Here is a 24,292-nt window from a genome sequence, read left to right as displayed (position 1 = left end):
AGACGGGCTGGCCCGTTTGCCATCAGGCACGCACAGCGCTCATATCGATCTTGAACAACACCAGCTTGCCGTCTGGCAAGGTTGCACCAATCACTTTGAACAGCCGTTGACGCCTCAGCGCCTCCTCGACCACCTGTCCGGCGCCTGGATCATTTGCATCCAGCCTGCTTAAAACCCTCGCAACCCAACCATCTTCCATCTGGTAATCAGGATTGACCTTGGCCATGCTGGTGCTGCCGCTTTTGGCATGCTTGACCTCAAGCACATAAACATCATCCGCTGGCCCTTTGAACACCAGATCAAAACCATTCTGACCACCGCCATAAGTTCCACCAGGAATGATTCGATAGCCATCGTTTTCAAGCAGCGCTTGGTACATTTTTTCGTTGGCCTGCCCCCGCAATATATTTTCATCGGTGGTATTCAGGGCCTTCCATTGATCAAGCAGCTGTTGCTCATCTGGGGTCCTCTGCCGTTGGGGATAGTAAAGCTGGTCGTTCTGGAGAACGGCGCCCACATTGATCCCTCCCTCTCGTCGTGGGGCAACGGTGGCCATGCCCTGAAAGGGATCGAACTGCACGATGCCCAGGGGTAATGCTGTGCGCTCGGCCCTGGCGCGCATCCCGAGCAGCAGACGGTCATAGGGATAACCATGGCGCCAGATGTGCGCATCGATCAAGCGATCTCGATACTGCACCGGCGCGTTGCGAATATGGGCGTTGTCGAATGCAATCATCTGCCGCGCATACTGGCGCATGTAGCAGTACGTCTGCTTGTCCATGGTCGACATCAAGCCCTGGCTCATGTCACTGGTAACAGCGCTGTAACCCAGGCGCTTGCGCGCAGCGCTGATGATATCGCCAATACTGTCCAGGCGCATTTCGGGTACCCACGACGCCCGGCTGCCACCGGTATCCAGAAAAATACCGGGCAGGCCGCTTTGTGCGGCAGCGACTAGATGATACTTATTTCTGGCGCTATCGACCTGGATGCGAGCCAGTACATTGCCTATATACAGATAGGTGGCAGCCGGGTCGCCGTGGATCTGAACCATGCCGTCTTCGGCAATGGCGCCACTCACCACCCACTTGCCACGGTCATTAAACCGGTGGAGTTTGCTCATGCCCACCCGATAGTAATCCAACGAAAATTGCGTATCGCCGTAGTAGGTCTGCCCGCCAATGAGATAGTTCTTTTTTCCCGGGATGACAGCCCCTTGCGTTGCGCCCGCACCACTGGCGTCATAGCTGTGCAAATCCCACTGTGGGTCCAGGCGCACGCTTGCAGGCGTGGGACTGGGCATCGACATGGCGCGGGAATGTGTTGCAGGCGTCGAACTTGTCCAGGTGCAAGCTCCAGCCATCCGCTGCACAACAGCAGAGCTGGCCGCCAACTGATAAGGCAAACGTGGGTGATAACCCCCACTTGCCGGGTCGTAGACCACTTGCACTGTTTCTCCGGTGGTCAGGTCGACATAACTGCGACCACCCGCATGACGAACGCCCTCGGCATCCGCGGCGCCAAGCGTATCGCCGGTCACCAGCACAGCCTGCGGCGGCGTAGGCCCTGGCACATCCAAAGCACTTATTTGCGGTATCCCGTACCTATCGGCATCGACGAATTGCGCACGTAGCGTGCCTTGATTAACCGCTGCGGCACTGCGACTCGGCGCGCCGTAATCCCTGACCATAAAGGTGTCGGCACCCGAGCCCACACGCGAGGAAGAACCTGAGGCAGTTCGGGGCGAGTTAGTATTCTGTTGCATGAAAAAGTCCTTTTGAATTGATGCTCACGCAACCCGCGTGAACCGCAGGTCCGACGACGTAACGTTACGCTGGGGTTCCAGGTCCGCTCCCCAACAGTCGCGACCTGCGTCGTAATGAATGCCCGATACCGTACCGTCCTTCAGCGCCAGGCCGATCACACGCAGCTGGCGCACCATCAACGTCGCCCACTGGCGAGAGCGGCGCAGCGCGCCGAACACTGCGTCTACGGTTGCGTATGGCGCAGCGTCCAGTTGCGCCAGATAAACAGCGCCCAGGTCCTGTCGGATGTCGTACTGCTCGCCCTGTTTGGTGTGCACGCTGACCTGTTCCAGCGGCACCGAAGGGTCTGTCATCGGTGGCAGGCTCACAGTCACACTGCCGACCTTCAATGTGTCGTTGGTCAGTACGATATGCCGTTGCTCGATCAGTTCGCCAAGGCTTGCAGTGTTGATTCGCCAAAACGATGCATTCGACTGTTTCGCCAGTGCGCCCGGCGTGGACAGGCAAATTGTTGAACCGGTGCTGGGCACCACTTCATAAGTGGAGGCCCGCCCCAGCAACGCGTACGACTTCTGGTAATGCGGCGGTGCCGGGATCACGATTTTCTGAGGCACCGACTGCAACCAGACACCTTTGGCGCTGTGCGGCCGAAAAAACGGATGGGTGCCTACACGCTTGACCAGAGCCGAACGGCCGTCGAAGGTATTGAAACCAGGCGAAGCACGGTCTTGGGCGTAAGTTTGCTGAGCAGCCTGAACCCGATAGGAGACGCCATCGTTCATGACCAGTTCGAATCGACAATCAAGCTTCAAACTGACCGCAATGATGTTGGACGTCACGTTGGTGCGCGTCGAAGATCGATCGCTGGCGTAGTTGGCGAGAACCAATTGCCCGCCATCGGTGAATGTGAGGGTCAACCTCACATCGCTGTAGGTCAGCGAATCGAAATGACCAACCCGGCGCAAGGTCACACGGTATTCGGCCAAGGCTTGCAGCAGCTCGCGCGACGAGTAATCCACGTACAACATGCAAGCCGTGGTGTCGCCTTTGAGGCGAACAGCCACCTCCTTCCTGCTCGGCCCACGCTCAATGAAACAGCGGCTCGAACGCCCATAGGGCACCACGAACTCTCCGGCGCTCAGCACCTTGTCAATAGTGAGATCCTGGCCACCTCCTCGCACGGCAACCGCGACGCTGACATCTTCCTCGCCAGCCAATACAGGTGTGAGGATCGGCTCAAGCATGTAGCCGTCTTGCGTGACAAACAGCAGGTTGTGCGTGTTCAACCGCCGCTGGCTGTCGCTGCGCGTATACAGCTGCTCAAGCCTGATCACGTGCTGTGGCAGTTCGCCGTCCTCGCCGCGCCAGACTACAATAACCAGCGCGCACTCTTGGATACGCCAACTGGCGATCGCAGCCAATGGCCAGCGCATTTCAATCACAGCACCTTCCGCCCAGTCCTGATCCTTAAGGGTCACGGTGCCGCGGTTGCTGGCAATGACGTAGCGATCCTTGCCCGCGCCCCCATCGACCCACGCGTTGGCGCCCAGCACTACCACCGTATCATTACCATCTCCTGCCTCGACACGATCATTATCACCCTCGGCGATCACCGTATTGGCCTGGGCCGAACCTTTGACATGGTTGGCAACGCCAGCCGGAGTCGAGACGTTTTCAATCGAATCCAGGCTAATCGAGTGATGAGGCGTCGGGGTGCCGAGGTCTTTGCGCCGAGCAACAGTGCCTGCCTGCAGATCAATGGCATAACCCTGCGCCCCTTCCTGATAGGTTGCCGAGTTGGACAAATTGAGCGTATCGCTGCCGGCCCCGCCATACAGTTCACTGACCGGGCCATTCGCGAGCGCTGCATCCAGTGTGCCCGCCGGTATCTCATACGTGAACACATCAGCTTTCGCGCCGCCGGTGAGTTGCTTGTGGCCTGCGCCGAACTGAAAAATATTCGGGTTGTCGGTCAAGCCTTTGACCTTGTCGTTACCGCCCCCCAGTCGCCAGAGCACAGCAGCATTCACCCATTGACTGCCAGACACCACGCCTGGAATCTGGTCAACCGGGGTGTTTGAAGCATCCACATCGTCATCCAGGTCAACGACCGTTGGTTCATTGGTGTCGATGTAGGCATCCTCGCCCTCGGCTTCATTCCATCGACGCTTCCAATGGCGTACCGGATTCAGGCGTACCTCAAACCGGCCATTTACCACCGCCTGCACGGTGCCCTTGAGCGCACCCATCAGCCAGGCTTCGGCCTGGCTTGTCAGTTGCTGCGCATGCTGCTTTTGCATTTTTGCCAGAACGTACCGGTCACGCACGTCTCGCTGCGGCTCCCGGCCTTGAAACGCCAACCACCCGGCCTGCAGGCGCTCAACGATACTCAGCTCGATGTAATCATCAATTTCATCCACCTGACGAACCGCAGAATAGAGCTGCATCCCCAGCATCAACACCACAGCTGCAGCGATACCCAGCGGGCCGGCAACGCTGAAACCGGCCGCTGCTGCAACACTGAGGATCACGCTGATGCTTGCCCCCAGGATAGTGAAGCCGGCGCTCACGTAATGGTCCAGTGCTTCTTTGCCGGTACTTTTCGCCGCTTTGGCAAGCGATGTCTGGGCACTGATGATGTCAAAAGGCAGGGTCAGTACCAAGGCAAACAGGTTCGCGCCCCGCTGCATGATCTTGCCCAACGTACTGGCGTTAAAGCCCGCGAACACCTTCCGACCGTTTTCCAGCATCCGCTTGCCGAACCGCTCAAGCGCCAGCTCCAGTGCCTCCCCCGTCAGATTGGCGAACAGCTCAGCACCGGTGACTACCGTCTCGTCGATGTCGCCAGTCTTGATCGCATCGGTCAACGCGCTGATTGCACTGTAATACCCGTAAACCCCAAGCCCGGCGCCTATCAACGCCAGGCTTCGGCTTTTCTTCGGCTCTACCCATTGAGGCATCCCTTCCAACTGCGACACTTGGTTGAGGTTGGTTTTTTGCACCTTGCACAGCAGGCTGTCGAGCTTGTCCATTGCCCCCGAATGCTCGCCACCCGCCTCAGGCAGCAGCAATGGCGGGGCCTGTACCGAGCGCAACGCCGCGAACTCGAATAATAGAGCAGCGCTGCTGCCGCTGACCGAATCTGCGGTGCTTAGATAGCGCTGCAGCTCAGGCACCGAGAAACGGATCGAATCAAGCAGCGTCTGATCGGCCTCGCGCACGTCCAAGTGTCTGGCTCTCAGGGGCTTGCCCGACATGCTGGCGCCCATGGCGGCCAGGTCCGCGCGCTGAAGAGTCAGCTCTCCAACAATCAGCGGGCCCAAGCGCTGATCGAGCGCGAGCAAAGTCGGATACCTTTTCTTTGCAGGTGGTTCGCTTGTCGCCATGAGTCTTATTCCCTATGCCATACCATTGAATAACGCTGGCTGCAGGCATCCAGAGCCTGCAACAGGGACATGATCGCGGCCAACGCGCTCTTTGCAGCTGTAGATGTCTATGCGTGCGGACGATTTACACAGATACCCTTTTGAGCCCGCATTACGAGCGAGTAACCTTGGCGCCGAGCCAAACCTTGGGAGCAAACATGGAACTGCACGTAGTCATCAATGGCCGCAAGGACCTGGCCGAACAGCTCTACCAGCAGTTGCGCGAAGCCATCGCCACCGGGCGGCTGTCGGCAGGCGCCCAGCTGCCCCCCAGCCGACTGCTCGCCGAACAACTGGGCATCTCGCGCAAGACGGTGTCGGATACCTACGCCACCTTGACCTATGAGGGCCTGCTGGTTGGCAAGATCGGCCGCGGCACTTTCGTCAATGCGTGGGCGCCGCAACCCGACCGCGTGCAAACCGCCACCGACCTGGCGTGCGCCGCCAACCTGGGCAAATGGGCCGCACTGCCCTCGCCCATGGGCCACCCCGCCCGTGACGATATCCTGCGCTACGAATTTATCGGCGGTGCGACGACACGCCACCACTTCCCCCAGGACGAATGGCGGCGTTGTACGCAGGATGCGTTGCGTCGTATCGCCCAGAACAGTGGTTTTTACAGCCAGCCAGAAGGCGTGCCCGCCCTGCGCGAAGCCATCGCCGGGCATATTGCGTTTTCTCGCGGGGTCAAATGCGGGGCCCGCGATATCGTGGTCACCAACGGGGCACAGCAGGCGCTGGACCTGATTGCCCGCGTGGTGCTTGAGCCCGGCAGCCTGGTCGCGATGGAAGACCCTGGCTACAGCCCCGCACGCCAATTGTTCGTCGCGATGGGCGCCAATGTTGCCAGTGTGGCCGTCGACAAAGAGGGCCTGCAGGTCGACCAGATCCCGGATGGCACCCGCTTGATCTATGTGACGCCGTCCCACCAATTCCCCCTTGGCATGCCCATGAGCCAGGCGCGGCGCGAGGCCCTGCTGGACCGCGCCATTGCGCTCGGCGCGATCATCATTGAAGACGATTACGACAGCGAATTCCGCTACGAAGGCCGCCCCACTGACTCCCTGCAAAGCATGGATACCCGAGGCGTGGTCACCTACGTCGGCACCTTCTCCAAAACCCTGTCGCCGGAGTTACGCCTGGGCTATGCGGTGCTGCCGCCGGCCATCTACGGCGCGGTGCTCAAGGCCAAGAAACTGACCGACCAGCACAGCGCTACCTTGCCGCAGTGGGCACTGGCCAAGTTCATCAGCGAAGGCTACCTGCTCAAGCATATTCGTCGCTGTCACAGCCTCTATGCGGGGCGTCGCGAACGCATATTGCAGCGTCTGGCGGGCGATCTGTCACCGTGGTTCGAGGCCGTGCCTACGGTGGCCGGCTTTCACCTGGCGGCCCTGTGCAAGGTGCCGGTGAATATTCCCTTACTGATGGAACGGGCGCGTGAGGTCGAGGTGGGGTTGTATCCCCTGGACGTGTTCTTTCACGACCTGCCGGTGCGCTCGGGGCTGATTCTGGGGTTCGGTGCCATCGAGACCCTGGACATTGACCCGGCGCTGGACAAGGTCCGCGATATTCTCTTGCAGATTGGCTAGGCGGTTTTCCGGCGCATTGGTCATTGGTGGCAGGCCCTCTGCGGCGTAGGGTGAAGCGGTCTTGAACCCGATGGAACCCTCCTCATGAAACGCTTATTCGCTGCCACACTGATGCTCGCCTCCCTCAGTGCATTTGCCCACGACCCGGTCTACAACCAGGAAACGCTCAAGGTGCTGCAAGAGCACGCCTTGACCAACGTGCCGGGCAAGAAAACCATCATGCTCACCGTGGACTACGCCCCCGGCCAAGCCACCGTGCCCCACAGCCACACCGGCACCGCCGTGGCGTATGTGCTCGAAGGCCAGATCACCTCGCGGGTCAATGATGAAAAGGCGATCACCTACAAAACCGGGCAATCGTTCTACGAGCCGGCCGGTTCGCGGCATTTTGAGTCAAGCAATGCCAGCCAGACCCAACCGGCCAAACTGCTGGTGGTGATGGTGCTGGATGACAAGGCTGAGGTACTCACCCCACTTCCCAAATAATCAGCAACACAACAAACCCCCTGTGGGAGCTGGCTTGCCTGCGATAGCGGTGGGCCAGTAAAAGATGAGCTGGCTGATACACCGCTATCGCAGGCAAGCCAGCTCCCACAGTTTCAACCGTGTCTGGTCAGGGACGTTTGAACAGGTTGCGCAGGTGTTCAATACGCGAGCGGCACTCGCAACCCTCCAAGTGGTCATTAACCATCCCCATCGCCTGCATCAACGCATACATCGTGGTCGGGCCGACAAAGGTCCAGCCGCGCTTCTTCAAGGCTTTCGATAACCGTACCGAAGCGGGTGACGTTGGATTGGCCGTCCAGTAAGCCATATCCACCACTGCCGGCCGCTCTTCTGCGCAGGGCTCAAACGCCCACAGCCAGCGCGCCAGCGAGCCGGTCTCCTCCACCAGTTCACAGGCCCGGCGTGCATTGTTGATGGCCGAGACGATCTTCGCGCGATTGCGCACAATGCCCGGGTCGCTCATCAACCGCTCGATGTCCGCCTCGCCGTACTGCGCCACCCGGCGAAAATCAAAGCCCTCGAACGCCTGGCGAAAGTTTTCGCGCTTGCGCAGGATGGTGATCCACGCCATCCCCGCCTGAAACCCCTCCAGGCAGATCTTCTCGTACAGCGCGATGTCATCCGCCACCGGCACGCCCCACTCGTGGTCGTGGTAATGCAGGTACGCAGGCGCTGCAGTGCGCCAGGCGCAATAGATGCGCCCTGCTTCGTCGGTTGTCAGCCCTGGTTGGTCCATCCATCACCTCGTATGCCGAAGGCGATGATACGCAAAAAAAATTAATCCCCGCCAACCGCTCAAGCATCGTGCTTATCGACCAACTGGTCAGACCGGGACCTGCCAACCGCCAAATATTTGCTTGTGATTTGAAAAAAACCGAGCGTAGACTGGCCCCGCACTGGACTTACCGGTAAGACCACAACAATTAAGCCCTGGAACCACCAGGGCACCGAATAGAGATCCCTCCCATGCTCAGATGGTGCTCGCGTTCGATTTTCCTGCAAGTCGTGATTGGCCTGATGCTCGGCATCGCCTGCGGCCTGGCCCTTCCCGAATTCTCCTCGCAACTCAAACCCTTGGGTGACGGCTTTATCAAGCTGATCAAAATGCTGATTGGCCTGATCGTGTTCTGCGTGGTGGTCAGCGGTATTTCCGGCGCGGGCGACTTGAAGAAGGTCGGGCGCATCGGCCTAAAGTCGGTGATCTATTTTGAAATGCTCACCACCGTCGCCCTGGTGCTCGGCCTGATCATGGCCTTCAGCACCGGCATTGGCAGCGGCGCCAATATTCACCTGGAGCAACTCTCTTCCGCCGGCTTGAATGAGCTGGCCGACAAGGGCCAGCACATCCGCGGCACCAGCCAGTTCCTGATGGAGTTGATCCCCAACTCGGTGGTCGGCGCCTTTGCCGACAACAACGTGCTGCAAGTGCTGTTGTTTTCGGTGCTGTTCGGCAGCGCGCTGAACCTGGTGGGCGAAGCGGCCAGTGGCATCTCGCGGCTGATCAACGAATTGAGCCATGTGATCTTCCGCATCATGGGCATGATCGTGCGCCTGGCGCCGATTGGCGTATTCGGTGCCATCGCCTTCACCACCAGCACCTATGGCCTGGACTCGCTGCAACACCTGGGCAGCCTGGTGGGGCTTTTCTACCTGACCTGCTTTGCCTTCGTGGCGGTGATCCTCGGGCTGGTGATGCGCCTGTCGGGCCTGCGCATGTTGCCGCTGCTCAAGTACCTGCGCGAAGAGCTGCTGATCGTGATGGGCACCGCTTCATCCGACGCGGTGTTGCCGCAGATCATGCGCAAGCTGGAACACCTGGGCATTGGCAGCTCCACCGTGGGCTTGGTGATTCCCACTGGCTACTCGTTCAACCTCGACGGTTTCTCCATCTACCTGACCCTGGCCATCGTGTTTATCGCCAACGCCACCGGCACACCGCTGTCGATGACCGACTTGTTGACCATCCTCCTGGTATCGTTGATCACCTCCAAGGGCGCCCATGGCATTCCAGGCTCGGCGCTGGTGATTCTGGCGGCAACGCTCACGGCGATCCCGGCGATTCCGGTGGTCGGCCTGGTATTGGTGCTAGCGGTGGACTGGTTCATGGGCATCGGCCGGGCGCTGACTAACCTGATCGGCAACTGCGTGGCCACCGTGGCAATTGCGCGCTGGGAAAAAGACATTGATATCCAGCGCGCCAACAAGGTGCTCGACGGCCAGCAAGGCTATGCCTTCCAGGCCAAGAAGCCGGTGCTGCCGGCGCATCAGGAGTTCTAGGACAACACCCATCCAATGTGGGAGCTGGCTTGCCTGCGATAGCGGTGGGTCAGCGTCAAATGTAGTGCCTGACACTCAGTCATCGCAGGCAAGCCAGCTCCCACTTTGGACCTTCGCCAGACTGAATACTGTATGAGCAACATCAAGGAGCCTTCGACGTGATCAGCACTTCAACCGTCGTCAATTCAGTGGTAGAAAAACTGCGCGCCGCCTTGGCGCGAGGCCAGTGGCGCCGCGGTGAAATGCTGCCCGGTCAACGCGAACTGGCCGAACAGCTGGGCATCAGCCGCCCGAGCCTGCGTGAAGCGGTGATCGTGCTGGAAACCCTCGGCCTGGTGCGCTCCATGCCGGGCAAAGGCGTGGTCGTGCTGGAAAGCAGCGTCAGCGAGCCGCAATCGAGCGACGCCGTGGCCGATGCCAGCCTCGAGGACATCCTGCAACTGCGCTACACCCTCGAACCTTTCATCGTCGGTTTGGTAGCCCAGTCCATCAGCAGCAAGGAAATCGGCCAACTGCGCCTGACCCTGATGGACATGCGCGAAGCCCTGGATGCCGGCGATGCCGAAGCGGGCATGAACGCCTATATCGACTTCCATGAGGAGCTGTTCGCCCTGACCTCCAATCCGATCTTCCAGAACGTGGTGCAGCAAACCAGCACCGCGCTCAAACAAAGCGCTCAGGTATTGCGCAACTCCCCTGAACACCTGGCCGAACGCCTTCAAGAGAACGAAGCCGTGGTCCGCGCCATCCGCAACAAGAACAGCGCCCTGGCCAGTGCCGAAATGCGCCGGCACATCCTTCAGGAAGGCCTGCGCATGGGCATTCGCTTGAATATCCCGGACGACCATCTGGGCAGTTGATTTTCGGAGACCGGCCATGAACGCTCACGCCCTGCAACGCAATTGCACCCTCACGTCCTTACGCTGGACGCCCGAAAAAAAGCCCTCGGTGGACGACATCTACCCACGCTTGTTCGACGCCATTCTTGAGCAACGCATTGCGCCCGCCAGCCGCTTCACCGAAGAAGGCCTGGGCGAGCTCTTTGGCGTGAGCCGCAGCGTGATACGCCGGGTACTCGCCAAGCTGTCCCATCAGCAAGTGGTCATCCTGCGCCCCAACCAGCGCGCCCAGGTCGCCGCGCCGGATGCCCAGCACACACGGCAGATCCTGGAAGCCCGGCGCCTCACCGAGATTACCGTGGTGCAACTGGCCTGCGCCCAGGCCACCGCGATGCAGATTCGCCAACTGCGCGAGCTGATTGCACAGGAGCGCGACGCCATTGAGCGTGACCAGCGTGGCCCGGCGATCCGGTTTTCGGGAGAGTTTCATCTGCAACTGGCGCACATGGCAGGCAACGCGCCGCTGGCACAGTTTCTCAACAGCCTGGTGCCGTTGACGTCGTTGATCATTGCGCAATTTGAAGCAAAGGCCTGCACCTATTGCGCGTGGCAGGAGCATGTGGCGATTGTGGATGCCGTGGAACAGCGCGACGCTCACACGGCCGTCGCCCTGATGACCCAGCATCTGGATCACCTGGAAACCCGACTACTCAAACACCACTGACTCCAAGTGAGTAAAGTTAAAACTGTGGGAGCTGGCTTGCCTGCGATAGCGGTGTACCAGTGACCAAATTATTAACTGACCCGCCGCTATCGCAGGCAAGCCAGCTCCCACATTGATCGCATTCCAGATCAAACAAAAAGCCCCCGCATCTCAGGATGCGGGGGCTTTTGGTTTAGCGAGGCATCAAGCCGGTTGCAACACCGACTGGCCACTCAACGCCAGGTCCAGCAACTCACGGTTGGCCACCGCGTACATGGCGTAGTCCGTGCCCACTGCAGCACGAATTTCCACCATCATGGCGCGCCAGCGATCAGCCATGTCCTGATGCTGCTCAAGCCACAGGGCCACGCGGGCTTCCATGTCTTGTGGCGCATCGGCCATTTGCAGGACGGAGATGGTGATCGCCCGTTGCTGCCAGTCCACGTCATCGCGGAAGGCTTCGCGGGCCTGGGCCTGCCAGTTGTTGGCCACTGGCAGATCGCTGATCTGCTGCAGGTACCACGGCAAGTCCAGGGCGCTGCCGACGGCGAAGTAGGCCTTGGCCACTTCGGCGGCGTCATGCCCGGTCACGTCGGCGGCTTCGATGATCGGCAGCAAGGTGTACAGGTGGGTAGTACCCGCAACCATGCGCGCCAACAACTCCGGTACGCCGGCCTGGGTGTAGGCCTGGTAGCGGTTCTGCCAGCCTTCGCGGGTCGGGCCTTCCAGCAGTTCGTCGAGCTTGAGGCCCAGCGCGGCCAGGTGCGGACCAAAGTGCGCGGTGTCACGCCCGGCGTCTTGCTCGTTGCGACGGCTGCGCAGGAACCAGCGCGTAGCGCGACGGCCCAGGCGCATCAGTTCATCCATCAGCTCCAGTTGCACGTCAGCGGAAACCTGGTGGTCCAGGGCTTCAATCTGACGGAACCAGTGTGGGAGATGGAAGATGTCCCGCACGATCACATACGCGCCCGCCACGTTCGCCGGGCTCATACCGGTGGACTCTTTGAGTCGCTGAACGAAGGTGATGCCCATGTGGTTGACCAGATCGTTGGCGATCTGGGTGCTGACGATCTCGCGCTTCAGACGATGGCGACGCATGGCTTCGCCGAACTTGGCCACCAGGCTCGGCGGGAACGCGGTCTCCATATCACGGGTCAGGTACTCGTCATCCGGTACCAGCGACTTGAGCAACGCTTCCTTGAGGTCGATCTTGCTGTACGAGATCAGCACCGACAGTTCCGGACGGGTCAGGCCCTTGCCGGCAGAGGCGCGTTCAGTAAGCTGTTCCTCGGTCGGCAGGTACTCGATGGCGCGGTCCAGCTTGCCACGGCCTTCCAGGTCGCTCATCAGGCGCTTGTACTCGGCGGCACGCTCGTAAGCCTTGCGCGCGGCGAGGGACAGGGCCTGGGTCTGCTTGTAGTTGTTGCCCAACACCAGGTTGCCGACTTCGTCGGTCATGCTCGCCAGCAGCTGGTTGCGCTGCTTGTCGGTCATGTCACCGGCCTGCACCACTTCGTTGAGCAGGATCTTGATGTTCACTTCGTGGTCGGAGCAATCCACGCCACCGGCGTTGTCGATGAAGTCGGTGTTGGAACCGCCGCCATTGAGGCCGAATTCCACACGGCCCAACTGGGTCATGCCGAGGTTACCGCCCTCGCCCACTACCTTGCAGCGCAGCTCGTTGCCATTGACGCGCAGTGCGTCGTTGGCCTTGTCGCCCACATCGGCATGGCTCTCGGTGCTGGCCTTGACGTAGGTACCGATACCGCCGTTCCACAACAGGTCCACCGGCGCCTTGAGCAAGGCGTTGAGCAGTTCGGTCGGGGTCAGCTTGTCGGCCTGGATGTCGAAGCGTTCTTTCATCTGCGGCGAGATGGCAATGCTCTTCGCGCTGCGCGAGAAGATACCGCCACCTTCAGACATGATGCTGGTGTCGTAGTCGGTCCAGGCCGAACGCGGCAGTTCGAACAAACGCTTGCGCTCGACGAAGCTGGTGGCCGGGTTAGGGTTCGGGTCGATGAAGATATGCAGGTGGTTGAAGGCTGCGACCAGTTGCAGTTTGTCCGACATCAACAAACCGTTACCGAACACGTCACCGGCCATATCGCCGACGCCCACCACGGTGATGCTGTCTTCCTGCACGTTGATGCCGCGCTCACGGAAGTGACGCTGCACACCCACCCACGCGCCCTTGGCGGTGATGCCCATTTTCTTGTGGTCGTAACCGGCCGAACCACCGGAAGCGAACGCATCGCCCAGCCAGAAGCCGTAGTCGATGGCAATGCCGTTGGCGATGTCGGAGAAGGTCGCAGTGCCCTTGTCCGCCGCCACCACCAGGTACGGGTCATCGTCGTCATGACGCACGACGTTGGCCGGCGGCACCAGGGCGCCGTCTTTCAGGTTGTCGGTGATGTCCAACAGGCCAGAGATGAAGATGCGGTAGCAGGCGATGCCTTCGGCCGCGATCTCGTCCCGGCTGCCGCCCAATGGCAGGCGACGCGGCAGGAAGCCGCCCTTGGCGCCCACCGGCACGATCACCGAGTTCTTCACTTGCTGGGCTTTTACCAGGCCGAGCACTTCGGTGCGGAAGTCTTCTTCACGGTCGGACCAGCGCAGGCCGCCACGGGCCACGTTGCCAAAGCGCAGGTGCACGCCTTCGACCCGTGGCGAGTACACGAAGATTTCAAACTTCGGCACGGGCTTGGGCAGCTCAGGGATGGCACGCGGGTCGAACTTGAAGCTGAAGTACGACTTGTTCTGGCCGTTGGCATCGGTCTGGTAGAAGTTGGTGCGCAGGGTGGCCTTGATCAGGTCCAGGTAGCGACGCAGGATGCGGTCTTCGTTGAGCACCTGAACGTCGTCCAGGGCGCTGAGGATCGCTTGCTCCAGGCGTTGCTGCTTGTCTTCCAGGTCGTCGGCAGTGAGCTTGCGCGCCAGGTAGAAGCGGGTCTTGAACAACCGGGTCAACTCGCGGGCGATGTCGGTGTGGTTGTTCAGGGTGCTGGCGATGTAACCCAGGTCGAAGCCCAGGCGAATCTGCTTCAGGTAACGGGCATAGGCACGCAGCAACGCCACGTCGCGCCATGGCAGGCCGGCGGTGAGGACCAGGCGGTTGAACGCATCGTTCTCGGCATCGCCATGCACGATGTGCACGAACGCATCTTGCAGGGTGTCGTTGAGCTGCTGGATATCCAGGTTCACGCCTTCGGCGGCGATGAACGCAAAGTCATGGATCCAGAACTCACGGCCATTGGCGTGACGCAGGCGATACGGGAACTCGCCCAGCACACGCAGGCCGAGGTTTTCCAGGATCGGCAGCACGTCGGACAGCGCCAGCGGCGTATCGGCGTGGTAGAGCTTGCAATGCAGTTCACGTTGGCCGGAGACCTGGCCCAGCGGCTGATAGAAGCTCATCACCAGCGGGTTGGCTTCGGTCAGGCTGTTGAGGTGCTGCATGTCGACCACAGCCGAATGCGCGGCGAAACGCTCGCGGTAGCCGGCCGGGAAGCCTTTGGGGAAATCCGCCAGCACGTTGGTGCCCTGGGCTTCGCCGAAGCTTTCCACGACCAGGCTGGCGTAGTCGTCCTGCCAGCTGCGGCAGGCCTGCACCACTTCTTTTTCCAGCTGCAGCGGGTCGATGTCCAGGCGGTTCTTGGGGTCAACCCGCAGAATCAGTTGCACACGGGCAAGGACGGACTCGGAGAAGAAGGTCCAGAACTCGCAGTCCGAGGCCTTCAGACGGTCCATCAGCACTTGCTGGATCTTCTGGCGCACTTCGGTGGAGTAGATGTCGCGTGGCACGTAGGCCAGGCAGTAGCAGAAACGACCGTAGGGGTCTTTGCGCAGGAACACGCGGATCTTGTTGCGTTCCTGGATCTGCACAATCGACATCACGGTGCTGAACAGCTCGTCGACCGGGGTCTGGAACAGGTCGTCACGGGGCAGTACTTCCACCACCTGGGCCAGCTCTTTACCCAGGTGCGCCTTGGCCTGGAAGCCCGAACGACGTTCGATCTCGGCCACTTTGCGACGGATGTAGGGGATGACTCGCACGCTTTCGCCGTACACCGAGGAGGTATACAGGCCCATGAAGCGGTGTTCCTTGATGACCTTGCCGTCGGCGCTGATCTCGCGGATCGACACGTAGTCCGGGTAGGCCGGGCGGTGCACGCGGCTTGGGTGTGCCGCCTTAGCGAACGACAGTACGGTCGGCTCGCGCAGGTAGGCCACAGCGTAGTCTTCGATGCGCAGGTCTTCGGCGGTGAGGCCGGCGCGCAGCAGCTTGGTCAGACCGAGGAAGGAGCTGGCGTCATATTCGATATGACCGCCGTCCGCCTCGTCACGTACCACGAACTCTTCGTAGCCCAGAAAGGTGAAGTGGTTGCCCACCAGCCATTCGAGGAAGTTCTTGATCTCGGTCTTTTCTTCGCCGTCGATGGCGAACGCACTGGCGTCGATACCGGCCAGCAGGTCCTGGACCTTGGCTTTCATCGGTTCGAAATCGGCCACGGCCACGCGCACTTCGCCCAGCACCTGCTCAAGCTCTTTGCTCAGCACGTTCAGCTCGGCGGCATTGGCGCAGCGGTCGATCTCCAGGTACATCAGCGATTCTTGCAGGATGCCTTCGCCCTGGGTGCCCTTGGGCAGGATTTCCAGCAGCTCGCCCTTGCTGCCACGACGCACGCTGAGCACGGTGGTTTGCAGGGTATGGATGCTGTAGCCACGGCGGTTCAGCTCGGTGCGTACCGAGTCGACCAGAAAGGGCAGGTCATGGTGCAGCACTTCGACCGCGGTGTGGGTCGATTGCCAGCCATGACGTTCGTAATCGGGGTTGTAGACTCGCACTTGCGGTTGGGTGTGATCAAAGCGCTCAAGCAGGCGCCAGGCAGACAGGGTGCAACCGGCCAGGTCGGAAAGGCGACGCTGGGTCAGTTCGTCCAGGGAAATGATGCCGAAAAATTGTTCAGCGAACAGCGCCACTTGTGGCAGTGCCTGTTCACTGAGGTGCTGCGCCAGTGCCGCTTGCAGTTGATGCTGGAAGTCGGCCTTGCTGGCTGCGGTGAAGAACGCCATCTGTGGTACTCCGCTTGGGCTTGTTATTGATGAAAGCGTCGCGTGTTATCCCCTTGCGGGGAGACCGTCAGCTCTGTTCGCTGGTGTGCTGACAAGCACCATAAACGAATCAGGGTGACAGGTGGGTGAAGCTGGACAGGACAGTCAGGTCACATACAACTTCCATACGGCATGCCCCTGGCCAGGTGACGATACGACGGGCAGGTCAGGCGCCTGGCACAGGGCACATCCGTTGCGCAGCTTAACGAGTGTGGGAAGAGCGCTGCTTGCGACGCTGCGACATATTCGGTCATCGGTAAGCAGGGTGCCGGTTGCAACTTGGGCAACCCCGGATTTTCGGTAGAAAATCTTGCTACTTTGAACACCTTCAGTACCAGAAATGACCGATCCGGGCCGTGAGGTCATGCTCAAGTTCCGACACAGGATGAAGCACAAAATTCGCCGCGGTGGCACAATTGCCCTCCCCTACACAGGATTGCCCCATGCTGCAGCTGAAAACCGACGCCCTGATGGCCACCCCGTGCGACGACGAAGAAGACAACATGGCCATGCTGTGCTGTCACGGCAAGAACGGCGAAATGTTCATGCTCACCCGTTATCCGGATGAAGATGAAGTGGAGCTGACCTGGGACTACGAACCTTCGACTCTCGATGGGCTGAAAGTGACGTTGGGCGACACCACCTTATTGATCGAACTGGCGGCCGGCGATGCCGATGCCCTAGGCGGTAAGGACCAGTTGGAGATCGCCCACAGCACCGCCGCGTCAGACATGGCCGAAGTGCAGGAAACCCTGCAGAACATCCTCACGGGCACAGGCACTTTCATTCGGATCTGAATGCACCGTAGATCCCATGTGGGAGCTGGCTTGCCTGCGATGCGGGCGGTGGGGTCTTTCAGCCAGACCGAGTTGAGGCCATCGCAGGCAAGCCAGCTCCCACAGTGATCGTGCTCTACCTACCCAGCCGTTATGCCTTGCGCACCGCAATCCTGTAAGTTTCGCCAAAAATACCCATCAAGCCGTTAGTCGCCACACCCCGCGATGCATTAAAGTAAACGCCCCAGGCCCGGTGTTCTGTCACAACACCCAGGCTCATCTTTCCAGGAACCGTCATCGATGGAACATCGTGAAGCGCTGCTTGCGCTGCGAACCTTTCTTTCTACGCAGATTCTCGGCCAGGAAAAACTCATCGATCGCCTGCTGATCGCCCTGCTCGCTGACGGCCATATGCTGGTCGAAGGCGCACCGGGGCTGGCCAAGACCAAGGCGATCAAGGAGTTGGCCGAAGGGATCGAAGCGCAGTTCCATCGTATCCAGTTCACCCCCGACCTGTTGCCCGCCGATATCACCGGCACCGAGATCTATCGCCCGGAAACCGGCAGCTTTGTGTTCCAGCAAGGGCCGATCTTCCATAACCTGGTGCTCGCGGACGAAATCAACCGTGCCCCGGCCAAGGTGCAGTCGGCCTTGCTCGAGGCCATGGCCGAGCGCCAGGTCAGCGTGGGCCGCAGCACTTACGAGCTGTCGCCGCTGTTTTTGGTGATGGCCACGCAAAACCCCATCGAGCAGGAAGGCACCTACCCGCTGCCCGAAGCCCAGCTCGACCGGTTCCTGATGCACGTCAAGATCGGCTTCCCGGACGCCGCCGTCGAGCGCCGCATCCTGCAGCAAGCCCGTGGCGAAGCACTCAATGGCGAAACCAAGCCCGAGCGTCGGGTCAGCCAGCAGGCCATCTTTGCCGCGCGCAAGGAAATCCTCGGCCTGTACATGGCCGATGCGGTGGAGGAATACCTGGTGCAACTGGTCATGGCCACGCGTACCCCTTCCAAGTTCGACGCGGAAATGGCCGAGTGGATCGCCTACGGCGCCAGCCCCCGTGGCTCCATCGCCCTGGACCGTTGCGCCCGCGCCCATGCCTGGCTGGCCGGTCGCGATTTTGTCAGCCCCGAAGACATCCAGGCGGTGCTGTTCGACGTGCTGCGCCACCGCATCATCCTGTCGTTCGAGGCCGAAGCCGCCGGGGTCGACCAGGACCGCGTGGTGCAACGCATTCTCGACGTCGTTGCCGTCGCTTGAAGTCGATGAACGCAAGCGATGGCATCCGCGTAACCCTCAGTGAATTGATTGAGATGCGCCACCGCGTGCGTGAGGTGCAGTTGTTCTCCACGCCTGGTCAACGTAGCCCGCTGGTGGGCCTGCACCACTCCAAGCTGCGCGGGCGTGGCGTCGATTTCGACCAGGTGCGCGTGTACCAGGCAGGCGATGACGTGCGCACCATCGACTGGCGCGTCACGGCGCGTACCCAGGAGCCGCACACCAAGCTGTTCCACGAAGAGCGCGAGCGGCCGATTTTCATCATGGTGGAGCAAAGTTGCCGGCTGTTTTTCGGCTCGGGGCAAATGTTCAAGTCGGTGCTCGCCGCCCAGGCCGCCAGCCTGATCGGTTGGGCCGCCCTGGGCCATAACGACCGGGTGGGCGGCCTGGTGTTCGGCGACAACGAGCACTACGAGATCAAGCCTCGGCGCAGCAAGCAAAGCCTGTTGCAACTGCTTAACCGGCTGGTGCGGGTCAACCAGAGCCTGAACACCGAGCGTCAGCCGGAAGCCGACGCCCTGGGCATGGCCTTGCGCCGTGGCCGCGAGGTACTGCGCCCGGGCAGCCTGGTGGTGGTGATCTGTGATGAACGCGCCCTCACCGAAGGCGCCGAGCAACAGCTGAGCCTGCTGGCGCGCCATTGCGACCTGCTGTTGTTGCCAATCTCCGACCCGTTGGACCACGCCCTGCCCGCCGCCGGGCTGCTGCGTTTCGCACAAAGAGGTGCGCAACTGGAACTGGACACACTGAACATCGACCTGCGCCAGGCCTACAAGGCCCAAGCCGAAGCGCGTATCGCCCGCTGGGAACTGCTCGCGCAGAAACTGCGGCTGTTGTTGATGCCCTTGAGCACCCAGAGTGAAATGGTCGAGCAACTGCGCGAATACCTCAACCCGCAACGCCCGGTTAAAAAACCATGAGCAGCCTGGACCAACTGCAACCACTGATCGCCCCGCCCGCCATTGGCTTCTGGCCACCTGCGCCGGGCTGGTGGCTGTTGCTGCTGGTGATCCCCCTACTCGGTTGGGGCCTATGGTGGCTGCGCCGTTTCCTGCCGGCCCGCCGCCCCGTGGCGCGTGCCGAACAACCGCTGGACCCGTTGCGTATCGCAGCCCTGGCCGAGCTGGCTTTGATGCCCAAGCCCTACGACGGCGCGCCGGCTGGCGCCTGGTTGCAGCAACTCAACGGCCTGCTCAAGCGCCTGTGCCGCAACGACTACCCTTATAGCCAGAGCCACACCCTCAACGGGCGCAAATGGCTGGCCTTCCTGGACAACCGCTGCCCCGCCGCCGGCCTGACGCGCTGGATGGTGTTGGTGGAAGGTGCCTACAAGCCCGAATGCAAGCTCGACGACAAAGCCATCGCTGGCCTGACCCAAGCCGTCGACACCTGGATTCGCAAACATGTTTGAGTTCGCCTGGCCGTGGATCTTCGCCCTGTTGCCACTGCCGTGGATCATGCGCCTGGTGCTGCCCGTGGCCGACAGCGGCGAACCGGCGCTGAAAGTCAGCTACCTCAGCGACCTCGAAGGCCTGGCCCGCCGCCGTGCCCGGGTCAACCTGCCCGGCTGGCGCCAGCAAGCCCCATTCGTGGTGCTGTGGTTGCTGCTGCTGACCGCCGCCGCCCGCCCGCAATGGCTGGGCGACCCCTTGCCGATTGCGGCCAGCGGCCGGGATTTGCTGGTGGCAGTGGACGTCTCCGGCTCCATGGATTTTCCCGACATGCATTGGCAGGACGAGGACGTCAGCCGCCTGGCCCTGGTCAAGCACCTGCTGGGAGACTTTTTGGAGGAGCGTGAAGGTGACCGCGTGGGCCTGATCCTGTTCGGCAGCCAAGCCTACCTGCAAGCGCCCTTGACCTTTGACCGGCGCACCGTGCGCACCTGGCTGGATGAAGCGCGCATCGGCATTGCTGGCAAGAACACCGCCATCGGCGACGCCATCGGCCTGGCCCTCAAGCGCCTGCGCCAACGCCCGGCGCAAAGCCGCGTGCTGATCCTGGTCACTGACGGCGCCAACAATGCCGGGCAGATCGACCCGTTGACCGCTGCGCGCCTGGCGGCTGAAGAAGGCGTGAAAATCTACCCCATCGGCATCGGCGCCGATCCCGAGCAAACCGGCTCCCTGGGCATCCTTGGCGTGAACCCAAGCCTGGACCTCGACGAACCGGCGCTCAAGGCACTGGCCGAGGCCACCGGCGGCCAGTATTTCCGCGCCCGAGACGGCGAGGAACTGCTGAAAATCAAGGACACCCTCGACACCCTTGAGCCCGTGGAGCAACAACCCACCCAGGCCCGCCCGGCCCAGGCGCTGTACAGCGGCCCATTGGCCTTGGCGTTGGTGTTGAGCCTGTTACTGGTGATCCAGGAACGCTGGCCGAACAACGCCTTGCAGCGCGGCTTCAACAGGCTGTCGAGCAAGGGCATCTTTTTGCAGCAGCATCCTGAATGGCGCCAGCGTTTGCAGCGCCTGCGTTTGCGGAGGCGTCGATGATCGCGCTGTGGCCGCACTGGTTGCGCCCCTGGTGGCTGTTATTGCTGCCCCTGCTTGGCTGGTTGCTGTGGCAGTTGTGGCATCGGCAAAAGCGCGCCGGGCGTTGGCAGATGATCCTGCCGCCGGCGTTCCATGCCGAGTTGCTCAGTGGTGGCAATGGCCGCGAGAGCAAATCGCCGTGGGTGGTGCTTGGCATTGCCTGGCTGCTGGCCGTGCTGGCGTTGCTGGGCCCCAGTTGGCAACGGGTTGAACAGGCCAGCCAGAAACCTTCCGACCCGTTGGTGGTGTTGTTGGAACTGACCCCGGAAATGCTCGCCACCGACAGCCCACCCAACCGCCTGGAACAGGCACGGCGCAAGCTGTATGACCTGTTGCAAGCGCGCACCGATGCGCAAACCGCCATCATCGTGTATGCCGGCAGCGCCCATACCTTGGTGCCGCTGTCCGATGACCTGGCCACCAGCCGTAACCTGTTGGAAGCCCTGCGCCCATCGATCATGCCCGAGCCTGGCCATCGGGCCGATCTGGCCGTGGAAAAAGCCCTGCGCCTGCTCAAGCAAGGCGGTCTCGGCCAGGGGCGCCTGCTGCTGATCGGCTCGTCATTGTCCAAACAGGAACGCCAAGGCATCCGCCTGCAACTGCAAAGTGCCCAGGCTCCGACGTTGTCGATCCTCGGCATCGGCAGTCGCGAAGGCACGCCGGTGACTCAGGAAAGTGGCGAGTTCCTCAAGGACGACCAGGGCGCGATTCTGGTGCCACGTCTCGACAGCCCGACCCTCAAGGCGTTCGCCAGCGAAATGGGCGGCCGCTACCGTGCGGCGCGCCTGGATGACAAGGACCTGCGCCAACTCGGCATGCTCGACAGCGCCCAAGCCCTGCGCGACGACGGCCAACGGCTGCGCCTGGACACCTGGGCCGACCAGGGTTACTGGCTGCTCTTGCCGTTATTGCTGCTGGCCGCGTGCGCCGGGCGTCGCGGCTGGTTGTTCTGCCTGCCCTTGCTGCTGATGGGCGCGCCGCAACCCAGCTACGCCTTTGGGCTGCAGGACCTGTGGCTGCGCCCCGACCAACAAGGCCAGTACCTGCTCAAGCACAAACGCCCGGCCGAAGCCGCCGAACACTTCCAAGACCCGCAATGGCAAGGCGTGGCGCTGTACGAAGCCGGCAATTACGCCGAGGCCATCAAGCGGTTTGCCCAAGGCAGCGACGCCTATTCCCACTATAACCGTGGCAATGCCCTGGCCAAGGCCGGTGAGCTTGAAGCGGCCATTGATGCCTATGAACAAGCCCTGGAAGCCCAGCCCGATTTGCAACCGGCACTGAAAAACAAAGCCCTGGTTGAAACCCTGATGCAGGAGCAAGCGCAGCCCGAGCAGGACCCGCCTGCAAAAAACGAAGATGACGAAACCGCCCAACCCGGCCAAACTGCGCAACCGGGCGCCAGCGCACAAACGGCACAGGGCGGCGAGCAATCGCCCCACGGCCAGGGCGAAGCGGGCACCGCTGAGACTCAGACAGCCGCCACGCCACAGCCTGGCGGTAATGAAGTACCAGGCAGCGAACTGGCCGACGAACAAACCACCACGCCGCCTTTGCGTCCTGCCGACACACGCCTGGAAGGCGAGCGCCGCCAAGCGCTGGAGCAATGGTTGCAGGAGATCCCGGATAACCCCGGCGAACTGTTGCGCCGCAAATTCTGGTACGAACAGCAACAACATCAGGACACCACTCGATGAGCCGCCGCACCACCCTTTTGCTCCTGCTTGCGTTGTCGGCAGGCCACGCCCAGGCGGCGGACCTGGTCGCCAGCGTAGACCGCAGCCGCCTCAACTCCGGGGAAACGGTAGAGCTGACGGTGCAATCAAGTGATGTGACCCAGTTTGGCAAACCGGACCTGTCGCCCCTGGACGCGCAGTTCGAAGTCAGCGGCACCCGCCAGATCAACCAACTCACCACGCTGGACGGCGACAACCACGCCACCACCCGCTGGATCATCACTCTGCTGCCCAAGGTGAACGGCAACGTGGTCATCCCGCCACTGCAAGTGGGCGCACTCAAGACCCAGCCGATCACCCTGCAAGTGGTGGAAAGCGCCAGCCAGAACACCAGCGCCGAACTGGCCCCGGTGTTCATCGAAGCCAACCTCGACCAGACCAGCGTATACGTGCAGGCCCAGGCACTGTTGACCGTTCGCGTTTACCACTCGGTGTCGCTGTATGACGACAGCAGCCTCACGCCTTTGCAGATACCGGACGCACGTGTCGAACAACTGGGCGAATCACGCACCTATGAGAAGGTCATCAACAGCATCCGCCATGGCGTGATCGAAACCCGCTACGCCCTCTACCCTCAACACAGTGGCGCCGTGGTGATTCCGGCACAGACCTTCAGCGCCACCCTGGTGGAATCGCGACCGCCCCAGGAGAACACCTTGCAGGGCACCAAGCCGGGCAAGATGATTCACGTCAGCTCCGCGCCCTTGCCCTTGACGGTCAAACCCAAACCGGACGCCTACCCCGCCGACGCCCCCTGGCTGCCCGCGCGCAGCCTGAGCTTGAGCGAAGGCTGGAACCCCACGCCGGACCACGTGCAAGTCGGCGATTCCCTGACCCGCAGCCTTACCGTGGAGGCCGAAGGCCTGTCCAGCGCACAGCTGCCAGCGCTGCCCGGCACCGAGGTCAACGGCCTGCGCCGCTACCCCGACCAACCGGTGATGGCTAACCGCACCAGCGACCGCGGCCTGACCGGCAGCCGTGAAGACCGCGAAGCCCTGGTGCCGACCCGCGCCGGCGAGCTGGAACTGCCCGCCGTGGAAGTGGTGTGGTGGAACACCCACGAAGATCACCTGGAACGCACCAGCCTGCCGGCGCGCACCGTGCAAGTGGCGGTGAACCCCAGCCTGGTGGTAGACACCCCGGCCACACCGACCATCATCACCGCGCCGGACGATGACCGCCTGTGGCTATGGCAACTGAGCACACTGATGCTGGCCTGCACCACCCTGCTAGGCTTTGGCCTATGGTGGCGCGCACGCCGGCAACCGGCCGTACAACGCGCAGCCCAAACCGGCCCCAGCCCACGCACCTTGCTCGACGACCTCAAGCGCGCCACCCAGGCCAACGACCCCCACGCCACCCGCCAGGCGCTGGACGCCTGGGCAAGGCAACAACCGGAAACCCTGGCCGACATGGCCGCACGGTTTGTGCCGTTGTCAGATGCCCTGGATGGCTTGAATGGCGCGTTGTACAGCGAAAGCGGCCAATACTGGCTGGGTGATGATCTATGGCGTGCGATCAAGGCCATCCCCGTGGCCGAACGCGAGCAAGACCCGGCCACCGACACCACCAGCTTGCCGCCTCTCTACCCCAAGTAACCTAGCCTCAACCAACACCACAAAACCCTGTGGGAGCTGGCTTGCCCGCGATGGCGGTGTAACAGTGGGCAGATGTGCTGGCTGATGCTCCGCCATCGCAGGCAAGCCAGCTCCCACAGTTGATCTGCATCGCCTGCTCGGACGCCTGCTTG

The 24,292-nt window shown here is 61.6% G+C and carries 16 protein-coding genes; 12 read left to right on the top strand and 4 right to left on the bottom strand.

Annotated elements, in window-relative coordinates; translation table 11 throughout:
• Positions 1-22: 22 nt before the first annotated feature.
• Positions 23-1,765, bottom strand: a complete 1,743-nt coding sequence (locus TX24_RS05760) for a hypothetical protein (protein WP_057709873.1) — start codon at positions 1,763-1,765, stop codon at positions 23-25.
• Between the two features lie 24 nt (positions 1,766-1,789).
• Positions 1,790-5,110 carry a calcium-binding protein gene (locus TX24_RS05755; protein WP_244175820.1) on the bottom strand — a complete coding sequence of 1,107 codons (3,321 nt, stop codon included), beginning with the start codon at positions 5,108-5,110 and terminating at the stop codon, positions 1,790-1,792.
• Positions 5,111-5,349: 239 nt separating this feature from the next.
• Here TX24_RS05755 and pdxR point away from each other — a divergent pair, with 239 nt between their 5' ends.
• Positions 5,350-6,783, top strand: a complete 1,434-nt coding sequence (gene pdxR, locus TX24_RS05750; protein WP_057709871.1) for a MocR-like pyridoxine biosynthesis transcription factor PdxR — start codon at positions 5,350-5,352, stop codon at positions 6,781-6,783.
• Positions 6,784-6,867: 84 nt separating this feature from the next.
• Positions 6,868-7,269, top strand: a complete 402-nt coding sequence (locus tag TX24_RS05745) for a cupin domain-containing protein (protein ID WP_034135435.1) — start codon at positions 6,868-6,870, stop codon at positions 7,267-7,269.
• Between the two features lie 127 nt (positions 7,270-7,396).
• Here the strand turns inward: TX24_RS05745 and TX24_RS05740 are convergent, their stop codons facing one another.
• The gene (locus TX24_RS05740; protein ID WP_003190809.1) at positions 7,397-8,026 is read right to left on the bottom strand and encodes a DNA-3-methyladenine glycosylase I; all 630 of its coding nucleotides are present in this window, start codon (positions 8,024-8,026) and stop codon (positions 7,397-7,399) included.
• A 215-nt stretch (positions 8,027-8,241) separates the two neighbouring features.
• Between TX24_RS05740 and TX24_RS05735 the strand changes: the two genes are divergently transcribed.
• From TX24_RS05735 to TX24_RS05725, 3 genes are all read left to right on the top strand, one after another.
• Entirely contained in the window at positions 8,242-9,567 is a 1,326-nt protein-coding gene (locus tag TX24_RS05735; RefSeq protein WP_169855370.1) for a C4-dicarboxylate transporter DctA, read from the top strand.
• A gap of 158 nt (positions 9,568-9,725) precedes the next feature.
• Positions 9,726-10,427, top strand: coding sequence for a FadR/GntR family transcriptional regulator (locus TX24_RS05730; protein ID WP_034135434.1), 702 nt, complete (start codon positions 9,726-9,728; stop codon positions 10,425-10,427).
• Between the two features lie 16 nt (positions 10,428-10,443).
• Positions 10,444-11,130, top strand: coding sequence for a GntR family transcriptional regulator (locus tag TX24_RS05725; protein WP_003190805.1), 687 nt, complete (start codon positions 10,444-10,446; stop codon positions 11,128-11,130).
• A gap of 183 nt (positions 11,131-11,313) precedes the next feature.
• Here TX24_RS05725 and TX24_RS05720 read toward each other — a convergent pair whose 3' ends face one another.
• On the bottom strand, positions 11,314-16,182 hold the full coding sequence (locus tag TX24_RS05720) for an NAD-glutamate dehydrogenase (protein WP_034135432.1): 4,869 nt from the start codon (positions 16,180-16,182) through the stop codon (positions 11,314-11,316).
• Positions 16,183-16,664: 482 nt separating this feature from the next.
• Here TX24_RS05720 and TX24_RS05715 point away from each other — a divergent pair, with 482 nt between their 5' ends.
• The 7 genes from TX24_RS05715 (at position 16,665) to TX24_RS05685 (ending at position 24,140) form a co-directional block, all read left to right on the top strand.
• Positions 16,665-17,018: a hypothetical protein gene (locus tag TX24_RS05715; protein WP_057709870.1), complete on the top strand. Its 354-nt coding sequence runs from the start codon at positions 16,665-16,667 to the stop codon at positions 17,016-17,018.
• Positions 17,019-17,297: 279 nt separating this feature from the next.
• Complete coding sequence (locus TX24_RS05710) at positions 17,298-18,257, top strand: AAA family ATPase (RefSeq protein WP_003190801.1); 960 nt, start codon at positions 17,298-17,300, stop codon at positions 18,255-18,257.
• A 5-nt stretch (positions 18,258-18,262) separates the two neighbouring features.
• Positions 18,263-19,195, top strand: a complete 933-nt coding sequence (locus tag TX24_RS05705; protein WP_034126021.1) for a DUF58 domain-containing protein — start codon at positions 18,263-18,265, stop codon at positions 19,193-19,195.
• The gene (locus tag TX24_RS05700; RefSeq protein WP_003190798.1) at positions 19,192-19,686 is read left to right on the top strand and encodes a DUF4381 domain-containing protein; all 495 of its coding nucleotides are present in this window, start codon (positions 19,192-19,194) and stop codon (positions 19,684-19,686) included. Before TX24_RS05705 ends, TX24_RS05700 begins: the two co-directional genes overlap by 4 nt.
• Complete coding sequence (locus tag TX24_RS05695) at positions 19,679-20,767, top strand: vWA domain-containing protein (RefSeq protein ID WP_003190797.1); 1,089 nt, start codon at positions 19,679-19,681, stop codon at positions 20,765-20,767. Before TX24_RS05700 ends, TX24_RS05695 begins: the two co-directional genes overlap by 8 nt.
• Positions 20,764-22,503, top strand: coding sequence for a tetratricopeptide repeat protein (locus TX24_RS05690; protein WP_057709869.1), 1,740 nt, complete (start codon positions 20,764-20,766; stop codon positions 22,501-22,503). The genes TX24_RS05695 and TX24_RS05690 overlap by 4 nt, the downstream gene beginning before the upstream one ends.
• A complete protein-coding gene (locus TX24_RS05685; protein ID WP_003190795.1) occupies positions 22,500-24,140 on the top strand; it encodes a BatD family protein in 1,641 nt (546 codons plus the stop codon). Before TX24_RS05690 ends, TX24_RS05685 begins: the two co-directional genes overlap by 4 nt.
• The last annotated feature ends 152 nt before the right edge of the window (positions 24,141-24,292 follow it).

The sequence above is a fragment of the Pseudomonas lactis genome (assembly GCF_001439845.1).
GTDB lineage: Bacteria > Pseudomonadota > Gammaproteobacteria > Pseudomonadales > Pseudomonadaceae > Aquipseudomonas > Aquipseudomonas lactis.
Note: the sequence above shows the minus strand (reverse complement) of the source record. Positions and strands in the feature narration are given on the sequence as shown.